At 59.8% G+C, this 25503-nt stretch carries 22 protein-coding genes and 1 riboswitch; of the genes, 8 read left to right on the top strand and 14 right to left on the bottom strand.

Annotated features, from left to right (window positions below):
* The first annotated feature begins 153 nt into the window (after nt 1-153).
* Nucleotides 154-924, top strand: a complete 771-nt coding sequence (locus tag PHU01S_RS04735) for a YdcF family protein (RefSeq protein ID WP_127506440.1) — start codon at nt 154-156, stop codon at nt 922-924.
* 83 nt (nt 925-1007) lie between these two features.
* On the opposite strand, the gene PHU01S_RS04730 is transcribed toward PHU01S_RS04735, so the two are convergent.
* The 3 genes from PHU01S_RS04730 to PHU01S_RS04720 all read right to left on the bottom strand — a co-directional run bounded on the left by PHU01S_RS04730 (nt 1008) and on the right by PHU01S_RS04720 (nt 3155).
* Nucleotides 1008-2087 carry a Gfo/Idh/MocA family protein gene (locus PHU01S_RS04730; RefSeq protein ID WP_048748908.1) on the bottom strand — a complete coding sequence of 360 codons (1080 nt, stop codon included), beginning with the start codon at nt 2085-2087 and terminating at the stop codon, nt 1008-1010.
* 207 nt (nt 2088-2294) lie between these two features.
* Nucleotides 2295-2495: a copper ion binding protein gene (locus PHU01S_RS04725; protein WP_127506438.1), complete on the bottom strand. Its 201-nt coding sequence runs from the start codon at nt 2493-2495 to the stop codon at nt 2295-2297.
* A gap of 183 nt (nt 2496-2678) precedes the next feature.
* Complete coding sequence (locus PHU01S_RS04720) at nt 2679-3155, bottom strand: 2-thiouracil desulfurase family protein (protein ID WP_048748907.1); 477 nt, start codon at nt 3153-3155, stop codon at nt 2679-2681.
* Nucleotides 3156-3400: 245 nt separating this feature from the next.
* Between PHU01S_RS04720 and PHU01S_RS04715 the strand changes: the two genes are divergently transcribed.
* Nucleotides 3401-4273 (top strand): tetratricopeptide repeat protein, encoded by an 873-nt coding sequence (locus PHU01S_RS04715; RefSeq protein ID WP_218032413.1) that lies wholly within the window; start codon nt 3401-3403, stop codon nt 4271-4273.
* 117 nt (nt 4274-4390) lie between these two features.
* Here the strand turns inward: PHU01S_RS04715 and PHU01S_RS04710 are convergent, their stop codons facing one another.
* The 3 genes from PHU01S_RS04710 to PHU01S_RS04700 are packed head-to-tail and all read right to left on the bottom strand — an operon-like array spanning nt 4391 to nt 7346.
* Complete coding sequence (locus PHU01S_RS04710; RefSeq protein ID WP_127506434.1) at nt 4391-5281, bottom strand: glycine betaine ABC transporter substrate-binding protein; 891 nt, start codon at nt 5279-5281, stop codon at nt 4391-4393.
* 24 nt (nt 5282-5305) lie between these two features.
* Nucleotides 5306-6151, bottom strand: a complete 846-nt coding sequence (locus tag PHU01S_RS04705) for an ABC transporter permease (RefSeq protein ID WP_021881613.1) — start codon at nt 6149-6151, stop codon at nt 5306-5308.
* Nucleotides 6129-7346: a quaternary amine ABC transporter ATP-binding protein gene (locus PHU01S_RS04700; protein WP_048748276.1), complete on the bottom strand. Its 1218-nt coding sequence runs from the start codon at nt 7344-7346 to the stop codon at nt 6129-6131. Before PHU01S_RS04700 ends, PHU01S_RS04705 begins: the two co-directional genes overlap by 23 nt.
* 241 nt (nt 7347-7587) lie before the next feature.
* Here PHU01S_RS04700 and PHU01S_RS04695 point away from each other — a divergent pair, with 241 nt between their 5' ends.
* Entirely contained in the window at nt 7588-8157 is a 570-nt protein-coding gene (locus PHU01S_RS04695) for a GbsR/MarR family transcriptional regulator (protein WP_048748275.1), read from the top strand.
* 133 nt (nt 8158-8290) lie between these two features.
* On the opposite strand, the gene PHU01S_RS04690 is transcribed toward PHU01S_RS04695, so the two are convergent.
* Nucleotides 8291-8782, bottom strand: coding sequence for a C40 family peptidase (locus PHU01S_RS04690; RefSeq protein ID WP_246029149.1), 492 nt, complete (start codon nt 8780-8782; stop codon nt 8291-8293).
* 3 nt (nt 8783-8785) lie between these two features.
* Nucleotides 8786-8919: riboswitch (cyclic di-AMP (ydaO/yuaA leader) on the bottom strand.
* Nucleotides 8920-9284: 365 nt separating this feature from the next.
* Between PHU01S_RS04690 and PHU01S_RS04685 the strand changes: the two genes are divergently transcribed.
* Nucleotides 9285-10631 carry a glycosyl hydrolase family 18 protein gene (locus tag PHU01S_RS04685; protein WP_048748274.1) on the top strand — a complete coding sequence of 449 codons (1347 nt, stop codon included), beginning with the start codon at nt 9285-9287 and terminating at the stop codon, nt 10629-10631.
* A 79-nt stretch (nt 10632-10710) separates the two neighbouring features.
* On the opposite strand, the gene PHU01S_RS04680 is transcribed toward PHU01S_RS04685, so the two are convergent.
* The gene (locus PHU01S_RS04680) at nt 10711-11166 is read right to left on the bottom strand and encodes a CBS domain-containing protein (RefSeq protein ID WP_049867737.1); all 456 of its coding nucleotides are present in this window, start codon (nt 11164-11166) and stop codon (nt 10711-10713) included.
* Between the two features lie 176 nt (nt 11167-11342).
* Here PHU01S_RS04680 and PHU01S_RS04675 point away from each other — a divergent pair, with 176 nt between their 5' ends.
* From PHU01S_RS04675 to PHU01S_RS04665, 3 genes are all read left to right on the top strand, one after another.
* The gene (locus tag PHU01S_RS04675) at nt 11343-11792 is read left to right on the top strand and encodes a MarR family winged helix-turn-helix transcriptional regulator (protein WP_048748434.1); all 450 of its coding nucleotides are present in this window, start codon (nt 11343-11345) and stop codon (nt 11790-11792) included.
* Nucleotides 11793-11965: 173 nt separating this feature from the next.
* Nucleotides 11966-12256, top strand: coding sequence for an ArsR/SmtB family transcription factor (locus PHU01S_RS04670; protein WP_048748436.1), 291 nt, complete (start codon nt 11966-11968; stop codon nt 12254-12256).
* Nucleotides 12256-14751, top strand: a complete 2496-nt coding sequence (locus PHU01S_RS04665; RefSeq protein WP_127506432.1) for a DsrE/DsrF/DrsH-like family protein — start codon at nt 12256-12258, stop codon at nt 14749-14751. Before PHU01S_RS04670 ends, PHU01S_RS04665 begins: the two co-directional genes overlap by 1 nt.
* Nucleotides 14752-14866: 115 nt before the next feature.
* Here PHU01S_RS04665 and PHU01S_RS04660 read toward each other — a convergent pair whose 3' ends face one another.
* Nucleotides 14867-15676, bottom strand: a complete 810-nt coding sequence (locus tag PHU01S_RS04660) for an exosporium glycoprotein BclB-related protein (RefSeq protein ID WP_127506430.1) — start codon at nt 15674-15676, stop codon at nt 14867-14869.
* 224 nt (nt 15677-15900) lie between these two features.
* On the opposite strand from PHU01S_RS04660, the gene PHU01S_RS04655 reads away from it, so the two are divergent.
* A complete protein-coding gene (locus tag PHU01S_RS04655) occupies nt 15901-16965 on the top strand; it encodes a YheC/YheD family endospore coat-associated protein (RefSeq protein ID WP_127506428.1) in 1065 nt (354 codons plus the stop codon).
* A gap of 156 nt (nt 16966-17121) precedes the next feature.
* Here PHU01S_RS04655 and PHU01S_RS04650 read toward each other — a convergent pair whose 3' ends face one another.
* The 5 genes from PHU01S_RS04650 to PHU01S_RS04630 form a co-directional block, all read right to left on the bottom strand.
* A complete protein-coding gene (locus PHU01S_RS04650) occupies nt 17122-18432 on the bottom strand; it encodes a family 43 glycosylhydrolase (RefSeq protein WP_127506426.1) in 1311 nt (436 codons plus the stop codon).
* Nucleotides 18433-18581: 149 nt separating this feature from the next.
* Nucleotides 18582-20399 carry a cache domain-containing sensor histidine kinase gene (locus PHU01S_RS04645; protein ID WP_127506424.1) on the bottom strand — a complete coding sequence of 606 codons (1818 nt, stop codon included), beginning with the start codon at nt 20397-20399 and terminating at the stop codon, nt 18582-18584.
* Nucleotides 20392-22029 carry a response regulator transcription factor gene (locus tag PHU01S_RS04640; RefSeq protein ID WP_127506422.1) on the bottom strand — a complete coding sequence of 546 codons (1638 nt, stop codon included), beginning with the start codon at nt 22027-22029 and terminating at the stop codon, nt 20392-20394. Before PHU01S_RS04640 ends, PHU01S_RS04645 begins: the two co-directional genes overlap by 8 nt.
* 4 nt (nt 22030-22033) lie before the next feature.
* The gene (locus tag PHU01S_RS04635; RefSeq protein WP_127506420.1) at nt 22034-23587 is read right to left on the bottom strand and encodes an extracellular solute-binding protein; all 1554 of its coding nucleotides are present in this window, start codon (nt 23585-23587) and stop codon (nt 22034-22036) included.
* 350 nt (nt 23588-23937) lie between these two features.
* Entirely contained in the window at nt 23938-25308 is a 1371-nt protein-coding gene (locus tag PHU01S_RS04630) for an ABC transporter substrate-binding protein (RefSeq protein WP_164762980.1), read from the bottom strand.
* Between the last annotated feature and the right edge of the window lie 195 nt (nt 25309-25503).

The following is a 25503-nucleotide window of genomic DNA, read 5'->3' as shown; positions in this document are numbered from 1 at the left end:
GCATGCAGTCTGCTTTTTCAAGCTGACGGCCTCTTGCCAATCGGATTCGTTTTATGATTTATAATAGATGAGTTTCAAAAGCAAGGGGAAACGGCGAGGGCTGCTTCAAGGCGTCCGCTCCGTCATCTCCCCGGAATCAAGCGAGGACAAGCCTTGATCTATTTCGTCAAATTCGCCTACAGCCTGCTCCTTCCTCCCGGCTTGTTCCTGCTGCTGCTCGGGGCCGCCGTCTGGAGAACGTGGATCCGGGACCGCAAATGGACATGGCTCCCGCTGCTGCTCCTTGCCGCGCTGTACGGGATGAGCTCGGGGCTGGCCAGCGACGCTCTCGTGCGGAGCATCGAAAGCCGCTATCCCCAGCCTTCTCCGGCTGAAGCGGGCAGGCAAGCCGACGTCATCGTCGTGCTCGGCGGCGGAGCGACGCCGGATACGCCCGATCTCGGAGGACTCGGCAACCTGTCCGGTTCGGGAGAAGCAAGGCTGCTGGCGGCAGTCCGGCTGCATCTGGGGACGGGGCTGCCGATTCTGTTCAGCGGAGGCCGGGTGTTCCCGGACAGCGGCAATGAAGCGGACATTGCGGGCAGGCAGCTGCGCCAGCTGGGAATTCCGGCCGAGAGCATCTTTCTCGAGAACCGTTCTCTCAATACCGGGCAGAATGCCGCTTACAGCAAGCTGCTGATGGAGGCAGAAGGGTTCAGCCGTCCCGTGCTGGTCACTTCCGCCTTCCATATGAGACGCTCAGTGGAGACGTTCCGGCAAGCCGGGCTCGCTCCCCTTCCCTATCCAGTCGACTACGGAGCTCCCGCCGATGCCGTCTTCTATTGGAGCAAGCTGCTCCCCTCCGGCAGCGCCATGGCGGCCAGCTCCGCTGCTCTCAAGGAATACCTGGGCATGCTGGCCCTTTGGCTGAAGGGCTGGGCTTGAGAACCCCACGCGTAAAACAACGGTAAAATGCAAAAAACGGTCCTCCCGTCGCCGGGAGAGGACCGTTTTTTTGCATGGCCGTATTAGTCGAAATACACCGTCTTGCCCGTACGGGCGGACTCATAGATCGCTTCGAGAATCTCCGTCACGACAAGCGCCTGCTCCGGCTTCACGACCGGTTCCGTATCGTTGAGAACGGAATCGATCCAGGCGGAGCATTCCACGTCGATATCGCGCTGCGACGTGCCGCTGTAGAAGGCGACACCGCCTGCGTTCAGATCGATTTCCTTGACGTACAGGCGGCTGCTGTCCTCGCCGTTGATCCGGAGGCCGCCCTTCATGTCGGCTCCGCCTTCCGTCCCGCTGAGCGAGCATTTCGCTTCGTCGATGTCCAGCGTGTTGAGCGCCCAGCTCGCTTCGAGCACGATCGTCGCGCCGTTCTCCATCTTGATGAAGCCCATTGCGGAGTCTTCCACGGTGAACTTGGCCGGGTCCCATGGTCCCCATGCATTGGCCGCGTTCTCCTTGGAGCCGAGCTTGTGGAAGACCGAGCCCGTCACCGACACCGGCTTGTAGTTGTCCATCATCCACAGCGTCAAGTCCAGCGCATGGGTGCCGATATCGATAAGCGGTCCCCCGCCTTGCTTTTCCTCATCCAAAAAGACGCCCCAGGTCGGAACGGCGCGGCGGCGGATCGCATGCGCCTTGGCGTAATAGATCTCGCCCAGCTCTCCGGCCTCGCACACCTTCTTGAGATGCTGGCTGTCCGGACGGAAGCGGTTGTTGTACCCGATCGTCAGCTTCTTGCCGGAGCGGCGCGCCGCCTCCAGCATCGCTCTGGCTTCCTCCGCGGTCTTGGCCATCGGCTTCTCGCACATGACATGCTTGCCGGCATCCAGCGCGGCGACCGAGATCGGCGAATGCGAATCGTTCGGCGTCAGCACATGCACGATATCCAGGCTGCCGTCCTTCAGCAGCTCCTGATAGTCGGTATATACGGCTGCGCCTTCAATGCCGTACTGATCCGCGGCCTGGCGCGCCTTCTCCTCGACGATATCGCAAAATGCCGCAAGTTCCACGTTTCCGTTCTGGCTCAATGCCGGCAGATGCTTGCCGTTCGCGATGCCGCCGCAGCCGATGATGCCCACACGCAGTTTGCTCATTGTCCAACCTCCGCAACTTGTAATTGAAAGCCCTTACCCATCTTTAATGTAACACAGAGCCTGGATGGAAAAGAGTAGCGAATGAGGACATTCTTTATGCAAAATGGCGACATCGCTTCCGTCCCCTGCCGCTTGAAACAAAAAAGGAAGGAAACGAGCGCTTGCCGCTCGAATCCTTCCCGGTTGAAGCTAGCCTATCTCTTCAAATCAAACGACATCGTAGCCCTGCTCTTCGATGACTTCCTTGATCGCCTGTACGGACAGCTTGGAATCGTCGAATTCCACCGTTACCTTGCCGGATGCAAGGTCGACCTTCGCGGCGCCGCCCGCATTCCGGACCGCTCCTTCGACGGAGCTGACGCAATGCCCGCAGGACATTCCCTTCACTTGAAGAACTTCTGTCGCCATCTATTCCACATCTCCTTCAGGCTCTGCCGGAGCCGGGATTTGAATGCTCTTTCCCTCCCAATATACCCCCAGGGGGTATGTATGTCAAGACGGATTGCTTATTCATGCCCAATTTCCAAGCCAAGCCTCTCCCTTATTAGGGACCTGCGCCTGCAGAACCAGCCGCCCACTCGGCAGTCAGGATCATCCTTGGGCACAGCTCGCCCCGTCCCATTCCTGCATCTCTTCCTCCGACAGCACCCGAATTCCGTGGCGGCGCAGCAAAGCGGCCGTGACGCCGCTGCCGGGAATTTTCATGCCGTTGAAATGGCCGTCATAAATGGCGGAGCTTCCGCAGGACGGACTGTTCTCCTTCAAAATGACGGTATCGGCGCCGACCGCCCTCGCCTGCTCCAGCGTCTTGTACGCTCCCGCCAGATAGAGGGCCGTGACATCGAGTCCGGCTCGGTCTACGACGCGCGCAGCGCCGTCCAGAACATCTTCTCCGCTGCCTCCCTGAATCTCCGCCGGCTCGCGGGGAGTCGAGAAGCCTCCCATAAGCTCCGGACAGACAGCGGCAGCGCGCCCGTCACGGAGCAGCGCCCCGATCTTTTCGCTCAGGCAGTGCGTTCCGTTATACCTGACCTCATGCCCGGCCAGACAGGAGCTGACCAAAATCATTCGCCTCGCCTCATTTCTTCCTGCCCTTCTTTCTTTCATTATAATACGGCGCGATGAACAGCTCCATCCCTTCCTCCTCCGGAAAACGGAATGTGTACGAAGCAGGCGATCTCGATTAAAATGAACGATAGCCATGCGCAAGTCGCGGCGGAGCGGATGGAATGATTCTGAAAACTGCGCAGCGGCTGCAGGCTCGAATTCCGGTTTCAGCCGTTGTCGTTCGGATAATCGATCCAAATCATATCATGACTGGAGTATATGCGATGAGAGATTTCGATGCCATGTGGGATTATCAGCAGCCGGATCAGACGGAGCAGCGGTTCCGTGCCCGATACGGGGAAATCAAGGATTCCGAGAGCTGCGGCTACCGGGCCGAACTGCTGACGCAGATTGCCCGCTCGCTGGGCTTGCAGCAGAAATTCGAGGAAGCCGAGGCTGTCCTGGACGAGGCGCAGGCGCTGCTTGCGGACTCCCCTCCTTCGGCCGTAATCCGCTGCCTGCTGGAGCGGGGACGGGTCTACAACTCCTCCTCCCGCCAGCCGGAATCGCTGCCTTGTTTTGTCGCGGCCTGGGAGCTCGGCCTGGAGTCGGGAGAGGACGATTATGCCGTCGACGCCGCTCATATGCTCGGAATCGCGGAGCCGGCCGCGGACAAGCGGGCCGAATGGAACGACAAGGCGCTCCGGCTGGCCGAGAGCAGTCCGGCTGCGAGCCGCTGGCTTGGATCGCTGTACAACAACGTCGGCTGGGCCAAGGTCGAGACCGGCGAGCTGGAAGAGGCTCTGGAGCTGTTCAGAAAGGCTTTGTCCTTCCGCCTGGAGCAGGGGAGCCCCAAGCCGATTGCGATTGCGAGATGGTGCGAGGCCAAGGTGCTCCGCCTGCTCGGCCGGGCCGACGAAGCTTATCCGATTCAGCTGGATCTGCTGAAGCATAGGGATGCCGCCGATCCGGACGGGTACGTCTACGAGGAGCTTGGCGAATGCCTGCTTGCGCTTGGACGCTCGCATGAAGCCGCCGAATGCTTCGGCGAGGCGCATTCGCTCCTTTCCCGGGACCGCTGGTTTTCCGAGCCCGAGCGGCTCGAGAGGTTAAAGCGGCTCTCCCTCGCCAAGCCATAAAAAAACCAGGAGGCAGGCGCATCCGAAAATGCGTCTGCCTCCTGGTTTTCTTTTTCGTCCGGCAAGCGGCTCAAGCTCATTCTTGTGCCTGGTGCCTGCCGGGACTCCGATGCTGTCCTACTTGGCCAAATCCTCGATCGAGGAAATGTCCATATAAGAAGGAACGACGAGGCCAAGCTTCGTTCCCTTCAAATTCGCCCCGAGATCCTCGTACTTGTCCTTGTACTGCTCCGCATAGTCCTTGTGCGTAATCGGCAGCCAAGCCGCGACGATCGCGTCCGCGTCGCCGTTCGCCACTCCCGCCCACATCGGACCGGCTTCCACCTGCAGCAGCTCCGTCTTGTAGCCGAGGCGGTTCTCCAGCACCCATGCCACCACGTTCGTGCTGGCGATCTCGGAATCCCAGGCTACGTAAGCGAGCTTGAACGGCTTGCCGGACACCTTCTCGATGCCGTCCACCCAGCCGTCGATCAAGCCGGCATTGTCCTTCGCCCAATCGGCGGCGGCGGCAGCGGGATCGGCGCCTTCCTGAATGGCCACCATCACTTTGGCCATGTCGGCATCCGTCCATTCGAAGCGGTCGAGGAATTCATAAGCCGACGGCGCATCCTGCTTCAGTCCGCCGCGGACGATCGTATGGATTTCCTCGTCTTCCCCGAACGATTTTTTGGGATCGTCCAGATATTTCAGATCATACTTCGCGAACATCCAGTGAGGCGTCCAGCCGGTGACGATGATCGGCTCCTTCTTTTTGATCGCCTTGTCGAGCGCTACGGTCATCGCCGCTCCGGAGCCTTCGACCAGCGTCCAGTCCGACAGGCCGTAGTCCTCGACAGCACGGTTGGCGGCAGCCATCAGGCCGGCGCCGGGATCGATGCCGATGATTTTATGGCCGACAGCCTTGCCGACAGACTCCCCGCTTCCCCCGGAAGCCGTTCCATTGTCATTGCTGTTCGAAGAACAGCCTCCAAGCGCGATGGCTCCTGCAAGTCCGAGTACCCCAACCATTTTCCAAGAATTCCGAATCAAAATCTATCCTCTCCTGTCCGCATGTTTTTTTCCTTTGACGAGATGCTGCGTCAGCCGATCCAGGAAGATCGCCAGTATGACGATGGCCAGGCCGGCTTCGAAGCCTTTGCCCGTCTTGATTTGGCTGACGGCGCGGTATACATCCGCTCCGATGCCCTGCGCCCCGATCAGGGAAGCGATGACGACCATGGACAGGGCGAGCATGAGCGTCTGGTTGATGCCTGCCATGATCGATGGCACCGCGAGCGGCAGCTGCACCTTGAACAGCTTCTGGGAAGGGGTGGAGCCGAAGGAATCGGCCGCCTCCACCAGGTCGGCCGGCACCTGGCGTATGCCGAGATTCGTCAGGCGGATCGTCGGCGGCACCGCAAAAATGACCGAGGCGATGACGCCGGGCACAACGCCCAGATTGAAAAACGTCACGGCCGGGATCAGGTAGACGAACGCCGGCATCGTCTGCATGAAATCAAGGATGGGCGTCACGATGCTCTGCGTGCGGTTGTTGCGGGCGCAGGCGATTCCGATCGGCACGCCGAGCACGATGCTGACGATCGCCGATGTCAGCACGAGCGCCAGCGTATCCATCGTATGGTCCCAATAACCGAGATTGTCGATCAGGAACAAGCCGACGAACGTGAACAGCGCCATCGGCCAGCGCATGATCCACCAGGCCAGCGCCGCAAACAGAACGATCAGCACGATCGCAGGCGGAAGATGGAGCAGATAAGAGAAAAAGTCCACGACGCCTTCGATTGCGGCCGAAATCGGATCGAACAGGAAATTCAAGTTCTCCTCGATGGAATCGACCATACGGTCCACCCATTTATCAAGCGGTAGTTTCGGCAGCATCCACGCTCACCTCCCGATTCGCGACATGTCCGGCAAGCGCTCCGAGCACGGCTCCGCGCACGATGACGCCGACGATGCGTCCCGCCTCGTTCACGACGGCGACCGGATACTTGCTGGTGCCGCATATATCGAACAGCTCGTGGAGCAGCATCTCCGGAGCGACGACCGGAGTATCCCGGATGACGATCTCCTCCAGCGGCTGTCCGCGCTTCACCGCCTCCGACGCGTCGTCGGCGGTGAGGACGCCGATCAGCTTGCGGCTGCGGTCCGTCACGAACAGATTGGAGATGCCGCTCTCGCGCATCAGCTGCAGGGCGACCCTGGCGCCGCGGTCGAGACCGATCGTCTCGGGACGCCGCATCACATGGGAGGCGGTCAGCACCTTGGACAAATCCACGTCCTCGACGAACCGCTCCACATATTCATTGGCAGGATTGACCATGATTTCTTCCGGCGTGCCGATCTGCACGATCGCTCCGTCCTTCATGAGCGCGATGCGGTCTCCGATCCGCAGCGCCTCATCCAAATCATGCGTAATGAACACGATCGTTTTTTTCATTTTCTCCTGCAGCTCCAGCAGCTCGTCCTGCATATCCTTGCGGATGAGCGGATCGAGCGCGCTGAACGCTTCGTCCATGAGCAGGATCTCAGGGTCGTTCGCCAGCGCCCTTGCCAGTCCGACCCGCTGCTGCATGCCGCCGCTCAGCTGCTCGGGATAACTGTCCGCCCTTTCTTCCAGTCCGACGAGCCGCAAGGCTTCCCTTGCTTTCGGTTCTCTTTCCTTTTTGGGCACCTTCTGGACCTCAAGCCCGTATTCCACGTTCTCAAGCAGCGTCCGATGCGGGAACAGCGCGAATTTCTGGAAGACCATGCTGATCTTTTTCTGGCGCACCTTCCTCAGCTGCTCCGCATTCAGGCGGGTAATATCCTGTCCCGCGATGCGGATGGCGCCTCCTGTCGGCTCGATAAGCCTATTCAGCAGACGCACGAGAGTCGATTTCCCGCTGCCGGACAATCCCATGATGACAAAGATTTCTCCCGGCTCGACGGCAAACTGAACCCGGTTGACCCCAACCGTATGCCTCGTTTCTTTAAAGATCCTGTCCTTGCTCCACCCTTCCTTCAGAAGCGGCAGAATTCGTTTTGGATCCTCGCCGAATATTTTCGTCACATCCGTGACTTCAATGATCGACAAGCGCTTCACCTCCTCATGGCCTCGCTTGCGGCCAACGCTCACTCGAACTAGTCTATCGAACAATTTATGACACCGTCAACCGTTTTATCCGTATAATAAGTACGTACGGTTTTTTCTGTATATAATTTATATGCCAAATGCTCCCGTATCCTCTCATATACTCGTTCATTAAGCGCTTTACATTGCCGGGATTGTTTCTTACAATTACTTTGTCAGCCGAGAAGGCGATGAAGGAGCGGACATGATGACCAATGATTTCGCCGGCTTGGAGGCCGCGCAGGAGCAGGCAATCCAGAAGGCGCGCAAGCGCGTGATCGAGTCCATCGGCAAGAACATGGACCTGTACGGCATTACGCAATCTACAGGACTGCTGTATGGGCTGATGTTTTTCCAGGACAAGCCGATGAATCTCGACGAGATGGGCCAAGCGATGGAAATGAGCAAAACGAGCATGAGCACCGGCATCCGCACGCTGGTTGATTTGAATATGGTGAACAAGGTATGGGAAAAGGGTTCGCGGAAGGACTTGTATGAAGTCGAGCGGGACTGGCACCAGACGTTCGCCGATTTTTTTGTCCTGAAGTGGAGAAAGGCCGTGGAGCTCAACCTGATGGCGCTTCGCCGCTCCAAGGCGGAGCTGGACAAGCTGGCCGAGAGCGGCGGCTCGGAAGCCCTGCACGCCCTGATCGGCGGCGATCTGGAGAAGATCCGCCAGGCGATCGACTATTATTTGTGGCTGGACCGGGTCATCGATCTCATGGAATCCGGCGAGATCTTCAAGCATGTGCCGAAGGAAGAGCCTTCAAGCTGAAACCCAAAAAGAAGCCTTCCCCGGCGGGAAGGCTTCTTTTTGGTTGTGCTGCTGAACTGCAGCCGACTGGACAAAAAAAGAGAGACAGGCGGCTCATGCCGCCTGTCTCTCTTCATCCTTCTGGAGCCGTCCGTCATTCCCCGGCGTCGTCGGCCGTTTCTTCCTCTTCGCTCACCATCTTGCTGTAATCCTCGCCCGTTGCGACGCGGCGCGCCGTAACGTAGCGCTTGGCATAATAGGCATCGTCCAGATCCGTATACCGGACGCCCTTGCTCGAGGAGTGGGCGAACTTGCCGTCTCCGACATAGATGCCGGCATGCGAGATGCCGCGGCCGCTGGTGTTGAAGAAGACGAGATCCCCCGGACGAAGATCATCCTTGTCCACCTTCGTGCCGGCCTTGGCCTGGGACTGGGAGGAGCGTGGCAGCTTCACGTCGAACTGGCCGAAAATATAGCGGACGAATCCCGAGCAGTCGAATCCTGCCGTAGTCGTGCCCCCATACTTGTAGGGAGTGCCGAGAACCTTGCCGATGGATGACTTCAATTCGGTGCTCGCGAATACGCTGGATGATACGAACACGGCAATAAGAATGAAAGCGGTAATGGACATGATGACTTTCTTCACTGATGGTTCTCCCTCCGGTGCCTACGAAGTTAGCTGATGGGTTCGGTAGAAGGTTCCCTAGAATTCTCTCTTGCAGAATTCATTCACCCCGAGTGGTTCCCCCGTTTTTCTTAGCGAAAATTCGGCATTTATTTGTTTCAAGCCTGTTTGCTATTGGTTAATATTCGTAGTTTTTTGTCGAACTCCTCCCTTTGGATTATTAGAAGTCTTTCATAATTCGACTCTTCCCGATCCGGAGGGCCATTCGACCTTGTTTTTATCGAGATAGAGATGTAATCCGACCCTATCCCGCCATGTAAATTCCTCTCTCCTTATCCTCTTAAGGTACTCTATTCCTATTCGCTAGAAATTTCTCCCTGTTTTCATCCAATTTTCCCCTTTTATCGATAAACACTTTCATTGATAATGAAAGTGCTTTCAATAGATTCGAAAAAAGGAGGCCGGATATCCCCTCTCATTCTTGCTTCGCCCCTATCATCCTATCCTTCAGGAGGTATCGTTCATGTTCAAATCGAACCGCCGCATCGCCGCTTCCGCGCTGAGAGTCTTGATGCTTGCCGTGCTGCTCGCCTTTTCGCTCCTTCCGCAAGGCGCCGCCGTCCAGAAAGCCAGCGCTGCGGATGCATGCAGCGGAGTCGCTGCCTGGAGCTCGTCATCCGTCTATACCGTCGGGCAGAAGGCGGTCTACTCCGGCACGCTCTATGAAGCCAAATGGTGGACGCAAGGCGAGCGTCCGGATCTCGCCGGAGAATGGGGAGCCTGGAAAGCGCTCTCCGTCTGCTCGGCATCCCCTACGCCGACTCCGACGGTAACCCCTGCTCCTTCGGCTACGCCTAAGCCTAGCGCCACTCCGACACCGACGCCGGCGCCGACCAAAACGCCGACGCCGACGGCCACTCCTGTCCCTGCCGGAAAAATCATCGGCGCGTATGTAGCCGACTGGCATTTCCCCGTCATCAGCACCGTGCCGGCCGAAAAGCTGACGCATGTGTTCTACGCCTTCGCCGACGCGACCTCTACCGGTGTCAGCGGAGGGGATACCGGCAAGCTGGCGCAGCTCGTCTCGCTGAAATCCAAAAATCCGAATCTCAAGGTTCTCGTCTCCGTCGGAGGCTGGGGCCGCTCCGCGAGCTTCCCGGCAGCAGCGGCTACGGAAGCTAGCCGCACGGCGTTCGCCAACAGCGCCGTATCCTATATCCGGGCCAATAAGCTGGACGGCATCGATATCGATTGGGAATATCCGGGCTCCGGCGACCGCGCGAACTATACTTTGTTCATCCAGAAGCTCCGTTCGGTTCTGGATTCGGCCAGCTCCGCCGATGGGCGCTCCGCCAACAAATACCAGCTCACAGCCGCCGTCGGCGCTTCCGATTACGGTCTCGGCAACATCGATATCGCCGCGGTCATCCCTTCCTTCGATTTCCTCAACGTCATGACATACGACCTGCAGAACGGCGCGAATACCCATCATACCGCTCTCTACAACTCCCCGATGGCCAGCTACAGCGTCGATTCCGCCATCAAGCTGCTGAAGGGCAAGGGCGCTCCGGCAGCGAAGCTCGTCGCCGGAGGCGCCTTCTACTCCCATGGCTCCGGCGATTACACCTATGATGAGCTCAAGGCGAGCTATATCAACAAGAACGGCTGGACCCGCCAGTGGGATTCCACCGCAAGAGCCCCGTACTTGACGAATTCCAGCGGCGGCTTCCTCAGCTACGACGATGCGGAATCGCTGACGGGAAAAGTAAATTACGTGAAATCCGGCGGTCTCGGCGGCATCATGTTCTGGGAGTACGGCCAGAACATGAACGGAGAGCTGCTGGAGGCCATCTATCAAGCGATGAAATGATCGGCGGAATGCAGAACGAAAGAGAGCCCATGATGCCTGGCCGGCATCATGGGCTCTTTTTCGGCTTGAAAGCGGCTCGTTAAAGAAGAGATTGAAACGATTGCCGGATGACGTCGCCGCGGCTGATGATGCCCGCAAGGACGCCGCCCCGGTGGACCGGCAGCTTTTTGATCTGCTTCTTGCCAAGGATGGCGGCGATCTGCTCGATGTCGTCCTCCACGGAAGCGGTAACCACTTTTTTCTTGGCGATCGCCATGACGTTCAAAGGAAGCAGCCGCTTCAGCCTCTCCTCATATTCATCGTTGTCGCCATTCACGACGGCCGTGAAATAAAAGGCATCGACAATGATGTCTTCATGCTTGCCGATATATCGCATGATGTCGCCGTCGCTGACATATCCGACGATCTCGTTGCGCTCGTTGACGACAGGCAGGCCGCTGATGCGGTATGCAAGAAATCTCTCGATGACATCCCTCACCGTATCGGTTTCCTTGACTTTATAAACCTTGGAGATCATAAAATCCTTGGCTTTCATCCTCATAACCCCTCGATACCGATTTGCGGATGCCTCAAACAAGTTGTATGATGAAAGTATATACTTGTATTATACAACTACTGGACATCCTGTCAATGGTTATCCCTGCCGCCGACTGCTCATCCAGCTGTTGGATGCGCTGCCCCACCCATGCCGAATGATAATGAGGAATTGCCATGAACGAACTTCCTTTCGAGCATATCGAGCTCGAGCTCTCCATCCTCGCCAGGCTTGTCGCCTCCGCCACGACCTACAAGGAGGAAGGAATGCTGGATCGCTCCGCTTATTTGCTTCTTCAGCAAATTTCATCGAGGAGGTCGGCCGGCGTCAAGGCGCTCGCAGATGATTTTCGTCTGGATATATCCACCGTAAGCCGTCAATCCGCCGCCCTGGAGCAGAAGGGCTTGGTGTGCCGGATTCCCAATCCCCAGGACGGCCGTTCCTACTCCCTGGAGCTGACGGAGACCGGCGCGCTCGCACTGGAGGCGAACCGGAAGGTAAGAGCCGGTTATATCGCCGAGCTGCTGACGGAATGGTCCGATGAGGAGCGGGAACAATTCGGCGCGCTCCTGGAGAAGTTCAACCGGGCCGTCCTGCACGAGACTCAAGCAGCGAAACGACCTTGATCCTCCACGGGATCAAGGCTGCTTTCATTTCCGGGGGGGGGTTAATGCCTGCCTGCAGAATAAAAATGGACACATTTCCGGCATGAATATCCTCTTCTTTCCTCTTGCCTTTTGTATCGTTATATTCTAATATTGCGATATTAAGACGGGATGGGAGAATCAGCATGATGGACATGAACACGAACGTAAAAGCCTACGAGCAGGCGGCCGAGCTGCTCAAGGCGCTCGCCCACCCGATCCGCCTCTGCATCGTCAGAGGACTGATCGGCAAGGGCTCCTGCAATGTGTCGTATATGCAGGAATGCCTCGGGCTGCCGCAATCGACCGTTTCCCAGCATCTGCAGAAGCTTCGCGCCGCCGGCATCGTCGTGACGAGCCGCAGCGGCCTCGAGGTCCATTATTCGGTGCCGGATGCCAAAGTCCAGGCGCTTGTCCATATGATTACCGGGGAGGAAGAAGCTTGATGGCTAGAAAAATACTGATTGTCGGCGGAGTCGCAGGAGGCGCTTCGGCAGCCGCGCGGCTGCGCAGGCTCGACGAGGACGCCCACATCGTCATGTTTGAACGGGATGCCTACATTTCATTCGCCAACTGCGGCCTCCCTTATTATATCGGGAATTCCATCAAGGACCGCTCCAAGCTGCTCGTCCAGACGCCGGAAGCGATGACCCGGCGCTTCGGGCTCGATATCCGCACCGAGAGCGAAGTGATCGGCCTCAATGCGGACGCCAAGACCGTCACCGTAAGATCGGCTTCGAACGGGCTCTATGAGGAAAGCTTCGACGCTCTGATTCTGTCGCCCGGCGCGAAGCCTCTTAAGCCGGATATTCCCGGCATCGGCAATCCGAAGGTGCACACCCTGCGCAATATTCCCGACATGGACCGCATCAAGGAACAGGTCGGCCGGGACGGCGTACGCGCGGCCCTTGTAGTCGGAGGAGGATACATCGGCGTGGAGATGGCGGAGAATCTGCGCGAGCTCGGCCTCGATGTCACGCTCATCCAGTCGGGAAGCCAGATTCTATCTCCGTTCGATCCGGAGATGGCTTCCGCACTGGCCAAGGAAATGGAGCAGAGCGGCGTCAAGCTGATCATGAACGATTCGGTTCGAGCTTTTGCGGATGCCGGAGAGCGGATCGAAGCCAGCCTTGCAGGCGGATGGAAGGTTGCCGCCGACATCGTCATTTGGGCCGCGGGCGTCGTTCCCGACACGAATTTCCTGAAGGACAGCGGTCTTGAGCTTGGAGAACGGGGCCATATCCGGGTGAACGAACGCCTCGAAACAAATCTGCAGGATGTGTTCGCGGTTGGAGATGCGGTCGAGGTCGTGGATTACGTCAGCGGACGGTCAGCCGCCATCCCGCTGGCCGGCCCTGCCAACAAGCAGGGAAGGATCGCCGCCGACAATGCCTGCGGACTCCGCAGCTCCTACAAGGGCACGCAAGGCACCTCGATCATCAAAGTGTTCGGCCTGACCGGGGCAGCTACCGGACTGAACGAGAAGATGCTGAAGCGGTTCGGCATTCCCTACCGGGTCACCGTGGTCCATCCGAGCTCCCATGCCGGCTATTATCCGGGCGCCTCGCCCATGACGCTCAAGCTTATCTTCAATGATGAAGGCCGCGTGCTGGGAGCCCAGGCCGTGGGAGCCGACGGCGTCGACAAGCGGATCGACTCCATCGCCGCTGTCATCCGGCTTCGCGGAAGCGTCGCGGATCTGACCGAGCTGGAGCTCGCCTACGCGCCCCCCTTCTCCTCCGCCAAGGATCCCGTCAACATGGCCGGATATACAGCCGAAAACATCCTGACCGGCAAAACGAATGTGTTCACGGCCGATGAGCTCGGTTCCCGCAGCGCCAGCGGAACGATGCTGATCGATGTCCGCACGGTATTGGAGCATGAAAACGGCCATATTCCGGGCTCGCTCCATATCCCTGTGGACGAGCTGCGCGAGCGCCTTGGTGAACTGGACCCGGCAAAGGAAATCTGGGTGTACTGCCAGGTTGGGCTGCGCGGTTATACCGCTTCGCGCATCCTGCTCCAGAAAGGCTTCTCCGTACGCAACCTGACAGGAGGGTATAAAAGCTATCAAATGGCACAATATAAACCGAATCCGCCCCGGCAGCCGCTCGTCATGATCCCGCCTGCCGGAGCCGAATCCGCTGCCGCTGCCGAAGCGGTTGCCGGACAGGCTCCGCTGCCGAAGGAAGTCGTCGCTCAAGTCCACGCCGAGCTCGATGCGTGCGGCCTCAGCTGCCCCGGCCCGCTTATCGAGGTCAAGCAGAAGATCGATGCCATGCAGGAAGGACAGGTGCTTCGCGTCACGGCGACCGACCCGGGTTTTTACGAGGATATAAGCGCTTGGGCTGCCATGTCCCGAAACGAGCTGCTGCGGCTTGAAAAGAAACCTCGCGGCGTCATCGAGGCTTATGTGCGCAAGCCTGCCGCCGCCGAAGCAGCGGCAGCCTCTCCCCGTTCGGGCGATAGGCCCGAAGGCAGCTCCCTCATCGTCTTCAGCGGCGATCTGGACAAAGCGATCGCTTCGTTCATCATCGCCAACGGCGCGGCGGCAAGCGGCAAAAAAGTGACGATGTTCTTTACGTTCTGGGGCCTCAACGTCATCCGCCGTTCCGAGAAGGTGGCGGTCGAGAAGAGCTTCATCGGCAAGATGTTCGGCCTGATGATGCCGCGCGGCAGCCGCAAGCTGGGCATGTCCAGGATGAATATGGGCGGCATGGGCGCCAAGATGATCCGCGGCGTCATGAAGGGCAGCAACATCTCCTCCCTCGAAGAGCTGATCCAGACCGCGATCGGGCAAGGCGTCGAGGTCGTCGCCTGCACGATGTCGATGGACGTCATGGGCATCAAGCGCGAGGAGCTGATCGACGGCGTCAAGCTCGGCGGCGTCGGCTATTACCTCGGCAAGGCCGATCAGTCCGGCATCAACCTGTTCATTTAAGCTTATCCCCGTACCGGTTTGGACCGGACGGGGATTTTTTTGTCTATCTAATTAAAAAAGACATTCCGGACCAGCGGGAGAAGCTCCGCGATTCGAAATGCCTTCATGCAGCCGGTTAGATGATCGATACGCCCGCGCTGGCAAAGCCCGTGACGGCTTGAACGAGGTCAAGTCCGGTGGCGGTGATCGTGTAAGCCAAGAGCAGGCGGGTGCCCGCAGCGACAGGTACCGCCAAACCCGTTGCGGAGCCGGTGCTTACCGAGCCTACAGCGACGATTCCCGTGAGCGCGGGAGCGAGATTGACAGCCGTTCCAGCCAGAGGAGAAAATACCGTGCTGCCTACCGGCGAGCTGTACAGCTGCGCGGTTACCGTGACGGTCGTGCCGACGAGAGTCAAGGCCAAGACGTTGCTGAAGGAGGCATAGATCGCGTTGATCGTACCTGCCCGCGGAACGACGAAGGCTTCGTCGAGCGTCGTTCCGAGAGCTCCGCCCGTCAGATCGATCGTTCCGCCGACAACGGCAACAGATGGAACTCCGGTACCGAATGCGACAAGTCCAGCAGTCCCGACCAGGCCGCCGACAACAGAACTCATGACAATCGGTATTCCCGAAGCGTACGGAATGATCGCTCCGCCGGCAGCCGCGCCCGTTGCGCCGGTTGAGCCCGTTGCTCCCGTTGCGCCCGTTGCTCCCGTTGCTCCAGTCGTTCCGGCTGCTCCTGTCGCTCCGACTGCGCCGGCAGCGCCGGCCGCTCCTGCTGCGCCGGTTGCGCCTGCTGCGCCGGTCGAGCCCGTTGCTCCCGTTGCGCCCCTTGCGCCGGCTGCTCCCGCGGGGCCGATCGGACCGATCGGTCCCGGAATGCCTTGAGGACCTTGCGGTCCTTGCGGTCCTGGTGGCCCTGGCGGCCCTGGAAGTCTACCCATGAAAAATTACCCCCTCCTCTAAGCTATATCCATACAGTTGATTCAGACAAAGGAAATATTTACCATCCCGCAATCATCTTATTCCGCTTTGGTCTAGGGAGTTACGGCTGACAGGCGCACATTTTTCCCGACGGCGCATCGCTGTCCAAGCACAACCGGCAGACAAGGCATACTCTAACAGGGACAGCCCATGACAACCCGAAGGAGGCTGCTGAAGAACGCCGATGAGCACGAAAAAACTGCTCGGCATCCTCGTGCCGAATGCAAAAACGGGAAGAGCGCTTCTCGCCCTCTACCGGCGCCATAATCCGACCGGATTGAAGCTGATCTGCTTCACCCTCTCCGATATCGACTGGAAGCGCAGGCGGGTGACCGCCCTCCATCGCCGGAGGCGAAGATGGGCGCATTCGAAGTTCCCCCTCCCCCGCGTCATCTACAACCGCTGCTACAAGCCGGACCCTCTGCTGCTCAAACGGCTTGAGGCCGAGATCGGCGCCGGATTCCTCTTCAACGGCATCAACCGCCTCGACAAGATGGACGTCCACCGCATCCTGAGCCCCGCGCTTGCTCCCCACCTCCCGGACAGCGAGCCTCATGACGAAGCTTCGGCCGACAGACTTCTCGATCTTCACCGCATCCTCTACTTCAAGCCCATCCACGGAAGCAGGGGCATCGGCGTCTTCCGCGCCGAGCTGAAGGCTTCGGGCGAGATTCACCTCGGCAACCACTATCTCCTTCCCAGCCACATCTTCGAAGACCATTCCCGGTTCCATCATCAGCTCCGAGAGCTCCTCGGCTCCGCCCCTCATATGGTTCAATCCGGAATTCCCGCCCTCACCTTGTTCGGCCAGTATTTCGACATTCGCGTGCTTGTTCAGAAAAACGGCAACGGCGAATGGACTGCGACCAGCGCCGTCAGCCGAATCGCCGCCAAAGGCTGCTTCAATACCAGCATCGCCGAACGCATCATCCTGACAGCCGACGTGCTGAAGATCGTGTTTCTGCCGGAACGCGCCAAGCCGCTCCTGGAAGAAATCAAAGCAATCGGCATCGCCGCCGCGGAACGGCTGGACGAGGCCCAGGAGAGAAGCCTCGGCGAATTGAGCGTCGATCTGGCGCTGGACCGCGCCGGACATCCCTGGATCATCGAAGTGAACGGAATGCCGCAAAAGAGCCTTTATTCCTCCTTCAAGCAGTCCAAGCGAGCCGCGTACGAATACCCGCTTCTGTATGCCTCCCATCTTTTGACCCGTTCATCCTCTCCGGTATCCGAATCCGCCTTGACCTGACCCTAGCATGGAATCACCGAAGCCATTCCGCTCCCCATCGCTCCCAATTGCAGCACGTTCCGATCGCCTTGTCTTGAAACGGCAAAAAGCCGGCAGGCGCACCGATCATCGGCGCCGGCCGGCTTGAGCTGTGAAGCGGGAAAGAACCGTTTGCGACTAGAGCAGCTGAACGGAGACGGACAGGATGGACAAGCTCCCCTTGCCGCCGTCCAGCCTGATTTCATTGCGGCTGCCCGGCTCCAGCGGCACCGTAATGCCGGTACGGCCGGCAAAGCTGCCGCCGGCGCCCGTGGACAGCGCATTCAGCAGCGAATAGTCGCTGCCGTTGACGGTCAGATTCACCTTGGCCAGGCGCTCGTCCGTCGCATAGCGGAGCTCGACGTAGGCTCTGCCGCCGGCGCCTCCGTCCACGCCGCCGAAGACGGCGAACGCCTCCGGAAGATGCATGCCGACGAGCGCCTGTTCCCCGCTGCCGATCGGCTCCAGACCGGCTCCGCCGCCGGGAGCGCAGCCGCCGGCCGGGTAGACGGAGGCCGTGCCGGTCCGGCCTGCCCCGCCGCCTGCGGCACGCACGCCTTCCTTCGTCTGGACGACGGTCCGGATGGAGCCGTCCTCCTCGAAGCGGAGCTCGTCGATGCACATGCTCCGAAGATTTCCTTCTCCGGAGATGGCCTGATTATGGTAGAACAAATACCATTGTCCCTTGAACTCCGCGACCGAGCCGTGGGTAGTGGAGCATCCGGTCGGCTCCAGGAAGATTCCCCCGTAGGTCCATGGTCCGAGCGGATGGCGGCTCGTCGCATAATGCATCCGGTTGTTGTCATGCAGGTTGTCGGCATAGGTGAGGTAGTAGATTCCTTCCCGCTTGAACACCCACGCGGCTTCATGGAAATCCTCGAGCCCTTCCATATCCGCCATGGCGCCCTGGATGGACATCATGTCCTCTCCCAACTGGCCGCCCTGGCACTTGCCGCCGCCGCCATAATACATATAGGAACGGCCGTCGCCGTCGGTGAATACGCACGGATCGATCATGGCGAAGCCGCCGAGTCCCTCGATATATCCCCGGTCAACGAATCCCCGCGCCGGCTCGCTGCTCGTCGCCACTCCGATCCTCCACGTATCGTTCCACTGGGAACCGCTTGGATGGGGATAATAGAAGTAATAGATTCCATCCTTGCATGCGGCGTCCGGCGCCCACATGAATCCGCCCTCCGGCCGTCCCCAGGAGACGTCCTCGGAGCGCAGGATCTCGCCCTCGTCGATCCAGTTCACCATATCGTCCGATGAGAAGACATGGTAGCGGTCCATGAGATCGCAGCCTCGGGCCGGGTCCATGTCATGGGAGGCATACACGTAGATTCTTCCGTCTCCCCACGCATGGGCCGACGGATCCGCCGTGTAGATGGATGTGATGACGGGATTTCCCGCCGTTTTTTTCGCAGATGCTTCTATGGGATGGCTCATGCCGAATCCTCCTCGAATAGCTGTTGTCCTATCATGCCGCGGCGCATGCCATTATCTTACCGCGGTGCCGGACATGCTCGAAATGAGGCATCCTTAAACTTTGCAGGGGTTCCTTGGCCGCTGCCGGACTTTCAGGCTAAAAGCGGCGCTTACCCCCGCCTCTCCAATCCATCGCCATCCTCATCCCCCGGTTCCCCGGCCGGCAGAATAGGGTGGCGGATCGTAATCTTCGTCCCTTTTCCTTCACCGGTATCGATCTGGAGCTTGTAGTCGTTCCCGAAATACAGCTTCAGCCGTTCGTTGACGTTGCGCAGCCCGACGCCCGGCCGCTTGCCTTCCCCGCCGCCCGCTCCGTCCTCGCCATCGTCCAGCTGCCGCAGGACGGAGTCGGGAATGCCCTTGCCGTTGTCGGAGATCGCGATGACCATATCTCCCTCCTCGACATGCCCGGAGAGCAGCACCTTTCCCTTCTCGAAGTTGCCGCGGATGCTGTGCTGGATGGCATTCTCGACCAGCGGCTGCAGCAGCAGCCTCATGAACGGCAGGGCAAGCATCTCCTCGTCGAAGAAATAGACGACCCGCAGCGGCTGGCCGATCCGCGCCTGCTCGATCTGCACGAACGCCTTCACCTGCTCGATTTCGCGGCCGACCGTCGTGATGTCCTTGCCCTGGTTGAGGCTCAGCCTCAGCAGATTGCCGAGCGCCGACACCATCTCCCCGATGTCGCTGCGGCCGTGGTTCTCCGCCTTCCACCGGATGGACTCCAGCGTATTGTAGAGAAAATGCGGGTTGATCTGATGGCTGAGCACCTGGAACTCCAGCTCCTTCTTGTTGCGCTCGGCCCGGGTCGACTGCTCGATCAGCCCTTCGATTTTGCGCAGGATGCTGCTGAAGCCCCGGTACAGCCAGCCGATCTCATCCTGGCGCTTCTGATGCGGTATGGCGAGCTTGAAGTCGCCCTCCTCCAGCCTCCGCATGAGCCGCACGAGCTGGAAGACCGGCTGGGTGAAGGTCAGGGTGATGTAGGCGACGACGCCGACGGAGCAGACCAGGTATGCGATGAGGAAAAAGACCAGCAGCCTGTTCAAGTCCTCCACCGGCTTGGTCAGGGCGCTCATCGGCGTCAGGCTGACGATCGTCCACGGCAGGCTCTCCATATTGACGAACGTAGCCAGATGCTCCTTGCCGTGCAGCGACAGCCTGAGCTCGCCTTCCGTATGGATGCTGCGCTGCTCCGCGAGCTTCGCCGAACCGAACGTCTGCCCGGTCGTCTCGTTGCGGGAGGAGTCGAAGAGCACCTCGCCGCCCTGGCCGATGACGAGGAACTTCTGCCCTTCCAGCTGCTTGGTCGGCGAGAAGAAGCGGCTCAGATGGCTGTCGGCCAGATCCGTGACGACCAGCCCGCGCGGCACTCGGTCATGCAGCCCGGTGAACGTCTTCACGTAGACGAGCAGCGGGCTGCCGCCCGGCCCCTCATGCAGGGACAGATGCCAGGTCGGCACCGAGCTTTCCCTCGCCCCAGCGAACCAGGCCTTCCCGCCGATGCCCGGCGATTCTCCCAGCGTCCTCATATAGGTCGGATACGCCTGCAGCGGCAGCGGATAGACGCGGAGCTGAAGGGCGTCGATCTGCTTTTTCTTCTGATAGACGAGATTCAGCATGTTGACCGCGAAGGCTTCCTCATCCTGCGCGCTGGCCGGCGGCCGCTCCAGCAGCGTCTGCAGCGTCTTGTCCCCGATCAGGTCGTTGATCTGGTCGTTCAGCTGGCTCAGGTAAGCCTCCACATTTTTCTGGGCCTGCTCCAGATATCCCATCGAGAACGTCTCGTTCGCCTTCTGGATGCCTTCGACCGACTTGGTATATGCGTAGGAAGCGAAGAGGATGAACGGCACGATCGTGATGGCGAAGAAGATCAGGATCATCCTGTTGCGGAACGAGGAGGCGAGCTTCAGCGAAGCCTTAATCATCCAGAATTCCCCGCTGTCTCCGGTATTCCTTCGGCGTGATGCCCGTCTGCTTCTTGAACAGCTTGGTGAAATGCACCGGGTCCTTGTAGCCGACCTGATAGGAGATCTGGTAGATTTTGAACTTCACGTCTCCAAGCATTTCCTTGGCCCTCGCCATCCGGGTTTCCGTGAGCGCCTCCAGGAACGTCTTGCCCTTCTCCTTCTTGAACAGCTTGCTCAGCCAGACGGGCGTGACATGGACTTCCTCCGCCACCGCCTGCAGCGACAGATTGTCCCCGAACCTCGAGGCGATGATCTTCTCCGCTTCGTGGACGATCTGGCTCGTCGGCTCCGTCATCCGCCGAAAGTCGGCCGCCATCGAGAGCAGGACGGTCTCCGCATGCTCCTGCAGCGACAAGAGATTGTCGTAGAGCTCCAGCTGCTCCCACAGCGCGATGGGATCCTTCTCCCAGGTGCGGTCCGCCCAGCCCGCCGCGGAGGCGGCCCGGCAGATGCCCATCAGCCACTTGAACAGCTGCTGCTGGATATCCTTGAGGGTCGCCAGCTCCCAGCCCTTCACCATGTCGACGAAGCCGGCCATCGCTGCCGTGATGTCCTGATCGGAGCCGTAGCGGACGAGATCGAGCGCGTCCGCGGGCTCGCGGATGGACAGCGGGCCTTCGTGCCGGCTCTCCTCGTCCATCGTCTCCGTGAACAGCCGGTTGCCGCCGTAAAGCGCCTTCTGCTCCAGCCACTCGCCGCATTCGACGTACTGGGCATGCAGATGGCTCCAGTCCTTCGGCACGCTCGTCAGGGCGATGCTCGCCTTCACCTTGACGAACTGGTTGATCCGCTGCAGGCAGACGCCCGCTACGGCGAGGCTCTGCTCCGGATGCCGCCCGTCCCGGCTGCCGAGGACGGCGATCCAGCGGTCGCCGGAATCGGTGAACAGCGTGAACTCGCCCGGGTATTCCTCCTGCAGCGTCTGGCTCATCACGTTGCCGATGCCGAACAGGATCAGCTCCTTCTCGGACGGAAAGCTTCGCTGGGAAGCGACGGCCTTGAGATCGTCGGGCTCCGCCATCAGGAGCATGAGCGGCGTCTTCTCGAGCCATCCCAGCTGAAGCGCCTTAAGCCGGTGCAGCACGCGCGTCTCCCGGTAAGGATCATAGTCGCTCTCCACGATTTCCCGCAGCAGCTCCTCGCGCAGCTTCGGCATCGCCAGCCGCATCTGATCGTTCATCAGCTCGCGGCTCTGCTTGTCCATCCGCTTGCCGACGATGAGGTCGACCGCCCTGCGCACGATCCGCTCCAGCTCCTCCCTGTTGATCGGCTTCAGGATATAGTCCATCGCCGACAGCTGCATGCCCTGCTTGACGAGCTCGAAATCGTCGTAACCGCTGATCAGAACGGCCTGCCAGTCGTAGTCCGGCACTTCCCTGAGCGCGTCCAGAAGCTCCAGTCCCGACATCCGGTTCATCTTGATGTCCGTAATGATGAGATCCGGCCTCGCTTCGGCGGCCATCGTCAGCGCCTCGTCCCCGTCGTCCGCCACCAGCACGGTGCCGATGCCGAATTCCGACCAGGGAATCCTTCGGCGGAGGCCTTCGCGAATCTCGTATTCGTCATCCACGATCAATGCGCTGAGCATCCTATCATCCTCCAGACTTCGCACGCTGATTTGTTTTCGCGCCCAGATAGTCGTCGATCTGCCTCTGCACGTCGGCAATGACCGTGTCCAGGCCGTTCCTTTTCTGAAGCGCGATATAGGCTTCCACGGATGGGCCGACATCCTGGACCATGCCGTATTCGATCGCCTTCCCCTTATCCTCGTAGCTCTGATCGCGCGCGGCCAGCTTGGCGCCGATGCCCGCATCGCTGATGAACAGCCCTTCCACGGGCGACTTCACGTTCATCGGCTGCTCGGCGAAGCGCGTCTCCTCTTCCCAGAAGCCTGCCGGATACGTAGCGGTCGGGCGCATGAACGCCGGCTTCCAGAACGCCCATTGGCCGCCCCAGTCCATATAATTGCTCGTGGCGAACCCCATGTTGCCGGGATAGACCGCCGTGTCTCCCTCCAGCTCGTACGTCTTGCCCTCGATGCCGTAAATGACGAGATCATAGAGCGTCCGGTCCGTCTCCATCATGTCCAGGAAGCGGAGCACCCGGTCGGGATGCTCGGAGTTGCGGTTGATGGCGGCCACGTTCGCGATCGGAGAACGGTTGATATACCGCTTGCCGGGATACATCAGCGACATCTGCTGGCGGTACGAGCCGTCCGAGAAGCCCGGATCGGCGGCGTAGGCCCATTCGTGGGAAGTGATGGTGAACAGCATCTTCCCGTTCCTCCACTGGTCGGCGGCGCTCTCTTTGTCGATCGTCGCGTCGCGGTTGAGGATGTTGTCGTTGTACCATTTCCGGCTCATCTCCGCAGACTCCCGGTAAAATGGCTGCTCCTCGATCGCCCGCACCTTCACCTGCGGATCGCCGTAATAGAAGCCGAGGCCGTGGAAGCCGAGGTCGACCCACTCCTCCCGCATCATATAGAGAGGCAGCGGAGACGTCCGCGTGAACTTGGCGTCGGGATAGGCCGCCTTCAGCTCATGCAGGAGCACATCGACGTCCTCGACCGTCCGGACGGAGCCCGGGCTGCGGCGGATGCCGGCCTTCTCGGCGAGATCGGAGCGCCAGCCGGCGTAGAAGCGCTGGTTCATCTTGATCGTCCAGGGCAGGGCGATCACCTCGCCCTTCACCGTCGTGGCGGACAGCGTGTCCAGATCCTTGTATTTTTCGTACAGGCGGGGAGCGTACTTCGGCAGCAGCTCGTTCAGGGGCAGGTAGGAACCGCGCGCCGCCATCTGCTGATAGGAGTTGTCCGAATCGAAGTTCAGATCCCAGCGGTCGCCGGCGGCTGCCATCACGAGCAGCTTGCCCGGCATTTCCGGCCAGGGGATGAAGTTGACGTTGAACTTCACGTTCAAGCCCTTGGACTTGACGTAGTCGCTAACCGCCGTCCACACTTCGTCGGTCGCGGCTTTTTTGTCGCCGCCGAAGTAGAACTTGAGCGTGACCTCCGGCTCGGATGCCGGAAGCTGCGGTTCCCGGGCAGCGTGGCCGTCCGTGCCGCGGGCCATATAGACGGACAGGCCGGCCACGATGAGGAGAACGCAGGCAGCCGCTGCGAGTTTGCCTAGCTTGGTCGCGAACATGCGCGCGGGCCCTCCCTTCGGAATGGAATATGAAAACAGGCGCCGGACGGCGCCTTATCGAGTATGCGCTTTCATTTCAGATCGCTTCCCGTTAATGATAGCTCCGCTTCGTCGTTCCGACAATGAGGCGATTGCAAACAATCCCGTCTGATCTTGGCGGATTCTCCAGATAAAGTTCAATAGACGAATTCGATCCCTTCCGCTCTTCATCAGGCAAGCGGGCTTTCCCGCTCCAATCTGTTCGCTGCCGCCGCGCAGAAAGGACTGTTCCCTGGAGCCCCGAGGCTCTGCGGAACAGTCCTTTTCTTTTTCTTCCCTTCAGCCCGAAGAGTCCATTCCCATCCTCGCCGCTACTTCAGCGCCGCCGCCAGCTCGGTTGTCTTCTTGTTCCAGGCCTCGGTCTCCGGAATAAGGTCGTTGATGTCGCGATCGCCGAACACGATGTCGTTGACGATGTTGTTGTAATTGTACTCGTTCCAGCCGGGGACGGTCAGGCCGGGCTGGATGTAGGCGTTCTTCTGCGCGATCTTGACCGCCTCGATGTTTTTGCCCTGCCAGATCGGAGCCTGGTCGTAATAAGCCGTCAGCTCGGGATCGACGACCGAAGCGTTCGCGCCCTGGTCGATCTTCCACTTCTGGGCTTCCTTGGTGAACTGGAAGCTGAGCCAGAGGAACGCCTCCTCCTTATGCTTGGAGCCGGACAGCAGCGCGAGCGGGCCGTAGATGGAGTAGCCCGGCTGGCTCACCTTGCCTTTAGGGAACGGCAGCACATCCCAGCTGAACGCCGCCTTCTCCTTGAGCGTCGGCAGCACCCAGTCGCCGCCGATCGCGAAGCCGGTCTTGCCGTTGATGAACTCCTTGGTCACGCCGCCGCTGGCCGCGGCCGCCGCCTCGCTCTGCATCGAGCCGTCCTTCGTCACGAACTCGCGCAGCCATTTGGCGTCGTTGATGACATCCGGGGTGCTGAGCAGGCTTTGCGTCAAATCCTTGTTCATGTACTGCAGATTGTCGGCATGGCCGTCCGCGATCGCCTTCGTGCTGAGCAGCCGCATCTGGATCTCGGGCTGGGTCGTTACGCCGTATTCGCCCGCATCCGGATCGGTGATCCGCTTGGCGACGTCGCGGAAGTCGTCGTACGTCCAGTCGTTGCCCGGCATGTCGACGCCGTGCTTGGCGAGCAGGTCCTTGTTCACGAGCACCCACATCGGCACGTCGACCATCGGGACGGCGAGCTTCTGGCCCTTGAACGTCATCGTGTCGAAAAATCCTTCCGGGAACTTGGCGTTTTTGAAAATGTCGCTCTTGTCGATGTACGGCGTCAGATCCTCGATCAGGCCGTTCTGCTGGAACGTGATGAGGTCGGAGTCGATCTCCGTGACATCCGCCGGCGTGCCCGCCGCTTCCTGAGCCGCGATGATCTCCATGATCGGCTGGGAGTTGACGGGAATCTGCTGGATCGTGATCCAGGGGTATTTCCGGTGGAACAGCTCGTAGAGCTCGTTGTAGGAATCCTTCCACGAAATGAACCTCAGCGTGACGGGATCATGCTTCTCTTCCGCGCCGCCTCCGCCGCCTGCCGCGTCCGTATCGGCCGCCGTGCTCGGAGCCGGGCTTCCGGAGGCAGGAGCGTTGTTCGCGCTGTTGCCGCTGCAGCCGGCCAGAACGAATGATAAGGCGAGCACCGTGCCGAGCACGGAATGAATCGTTTTTTTGCTGGTCATCTTGGATATCCTCCCCTGATAGGAACCGTAATTGAACGGATGGCTTGAACGCCGAGCAAGGCGAGCCGCTCCGAATTCGGGCGGCCCCTGGGGCCGCTGTCGAACCCGGATTTCTTGAGTTCCCCTTGAAGAAAGGAGAAATCCGCGCGTCTGCGGCGGGCGCTCGGCGTTTTTTCGGAAAACCGGCTTCGCGAG

This window comes from Paenibacillus humicus NBRC 102415 (assembly GCF_004000905.1).
GTDB lineage: Bacteria > Bacillota > Bacilli > Paenibacillales > Paenibacillaceae > Paenibacillus_O > Paenibacillus_O humicus.
This window is presented reverse-complemented; position numbering and strand designations above follow the sequence as displayed.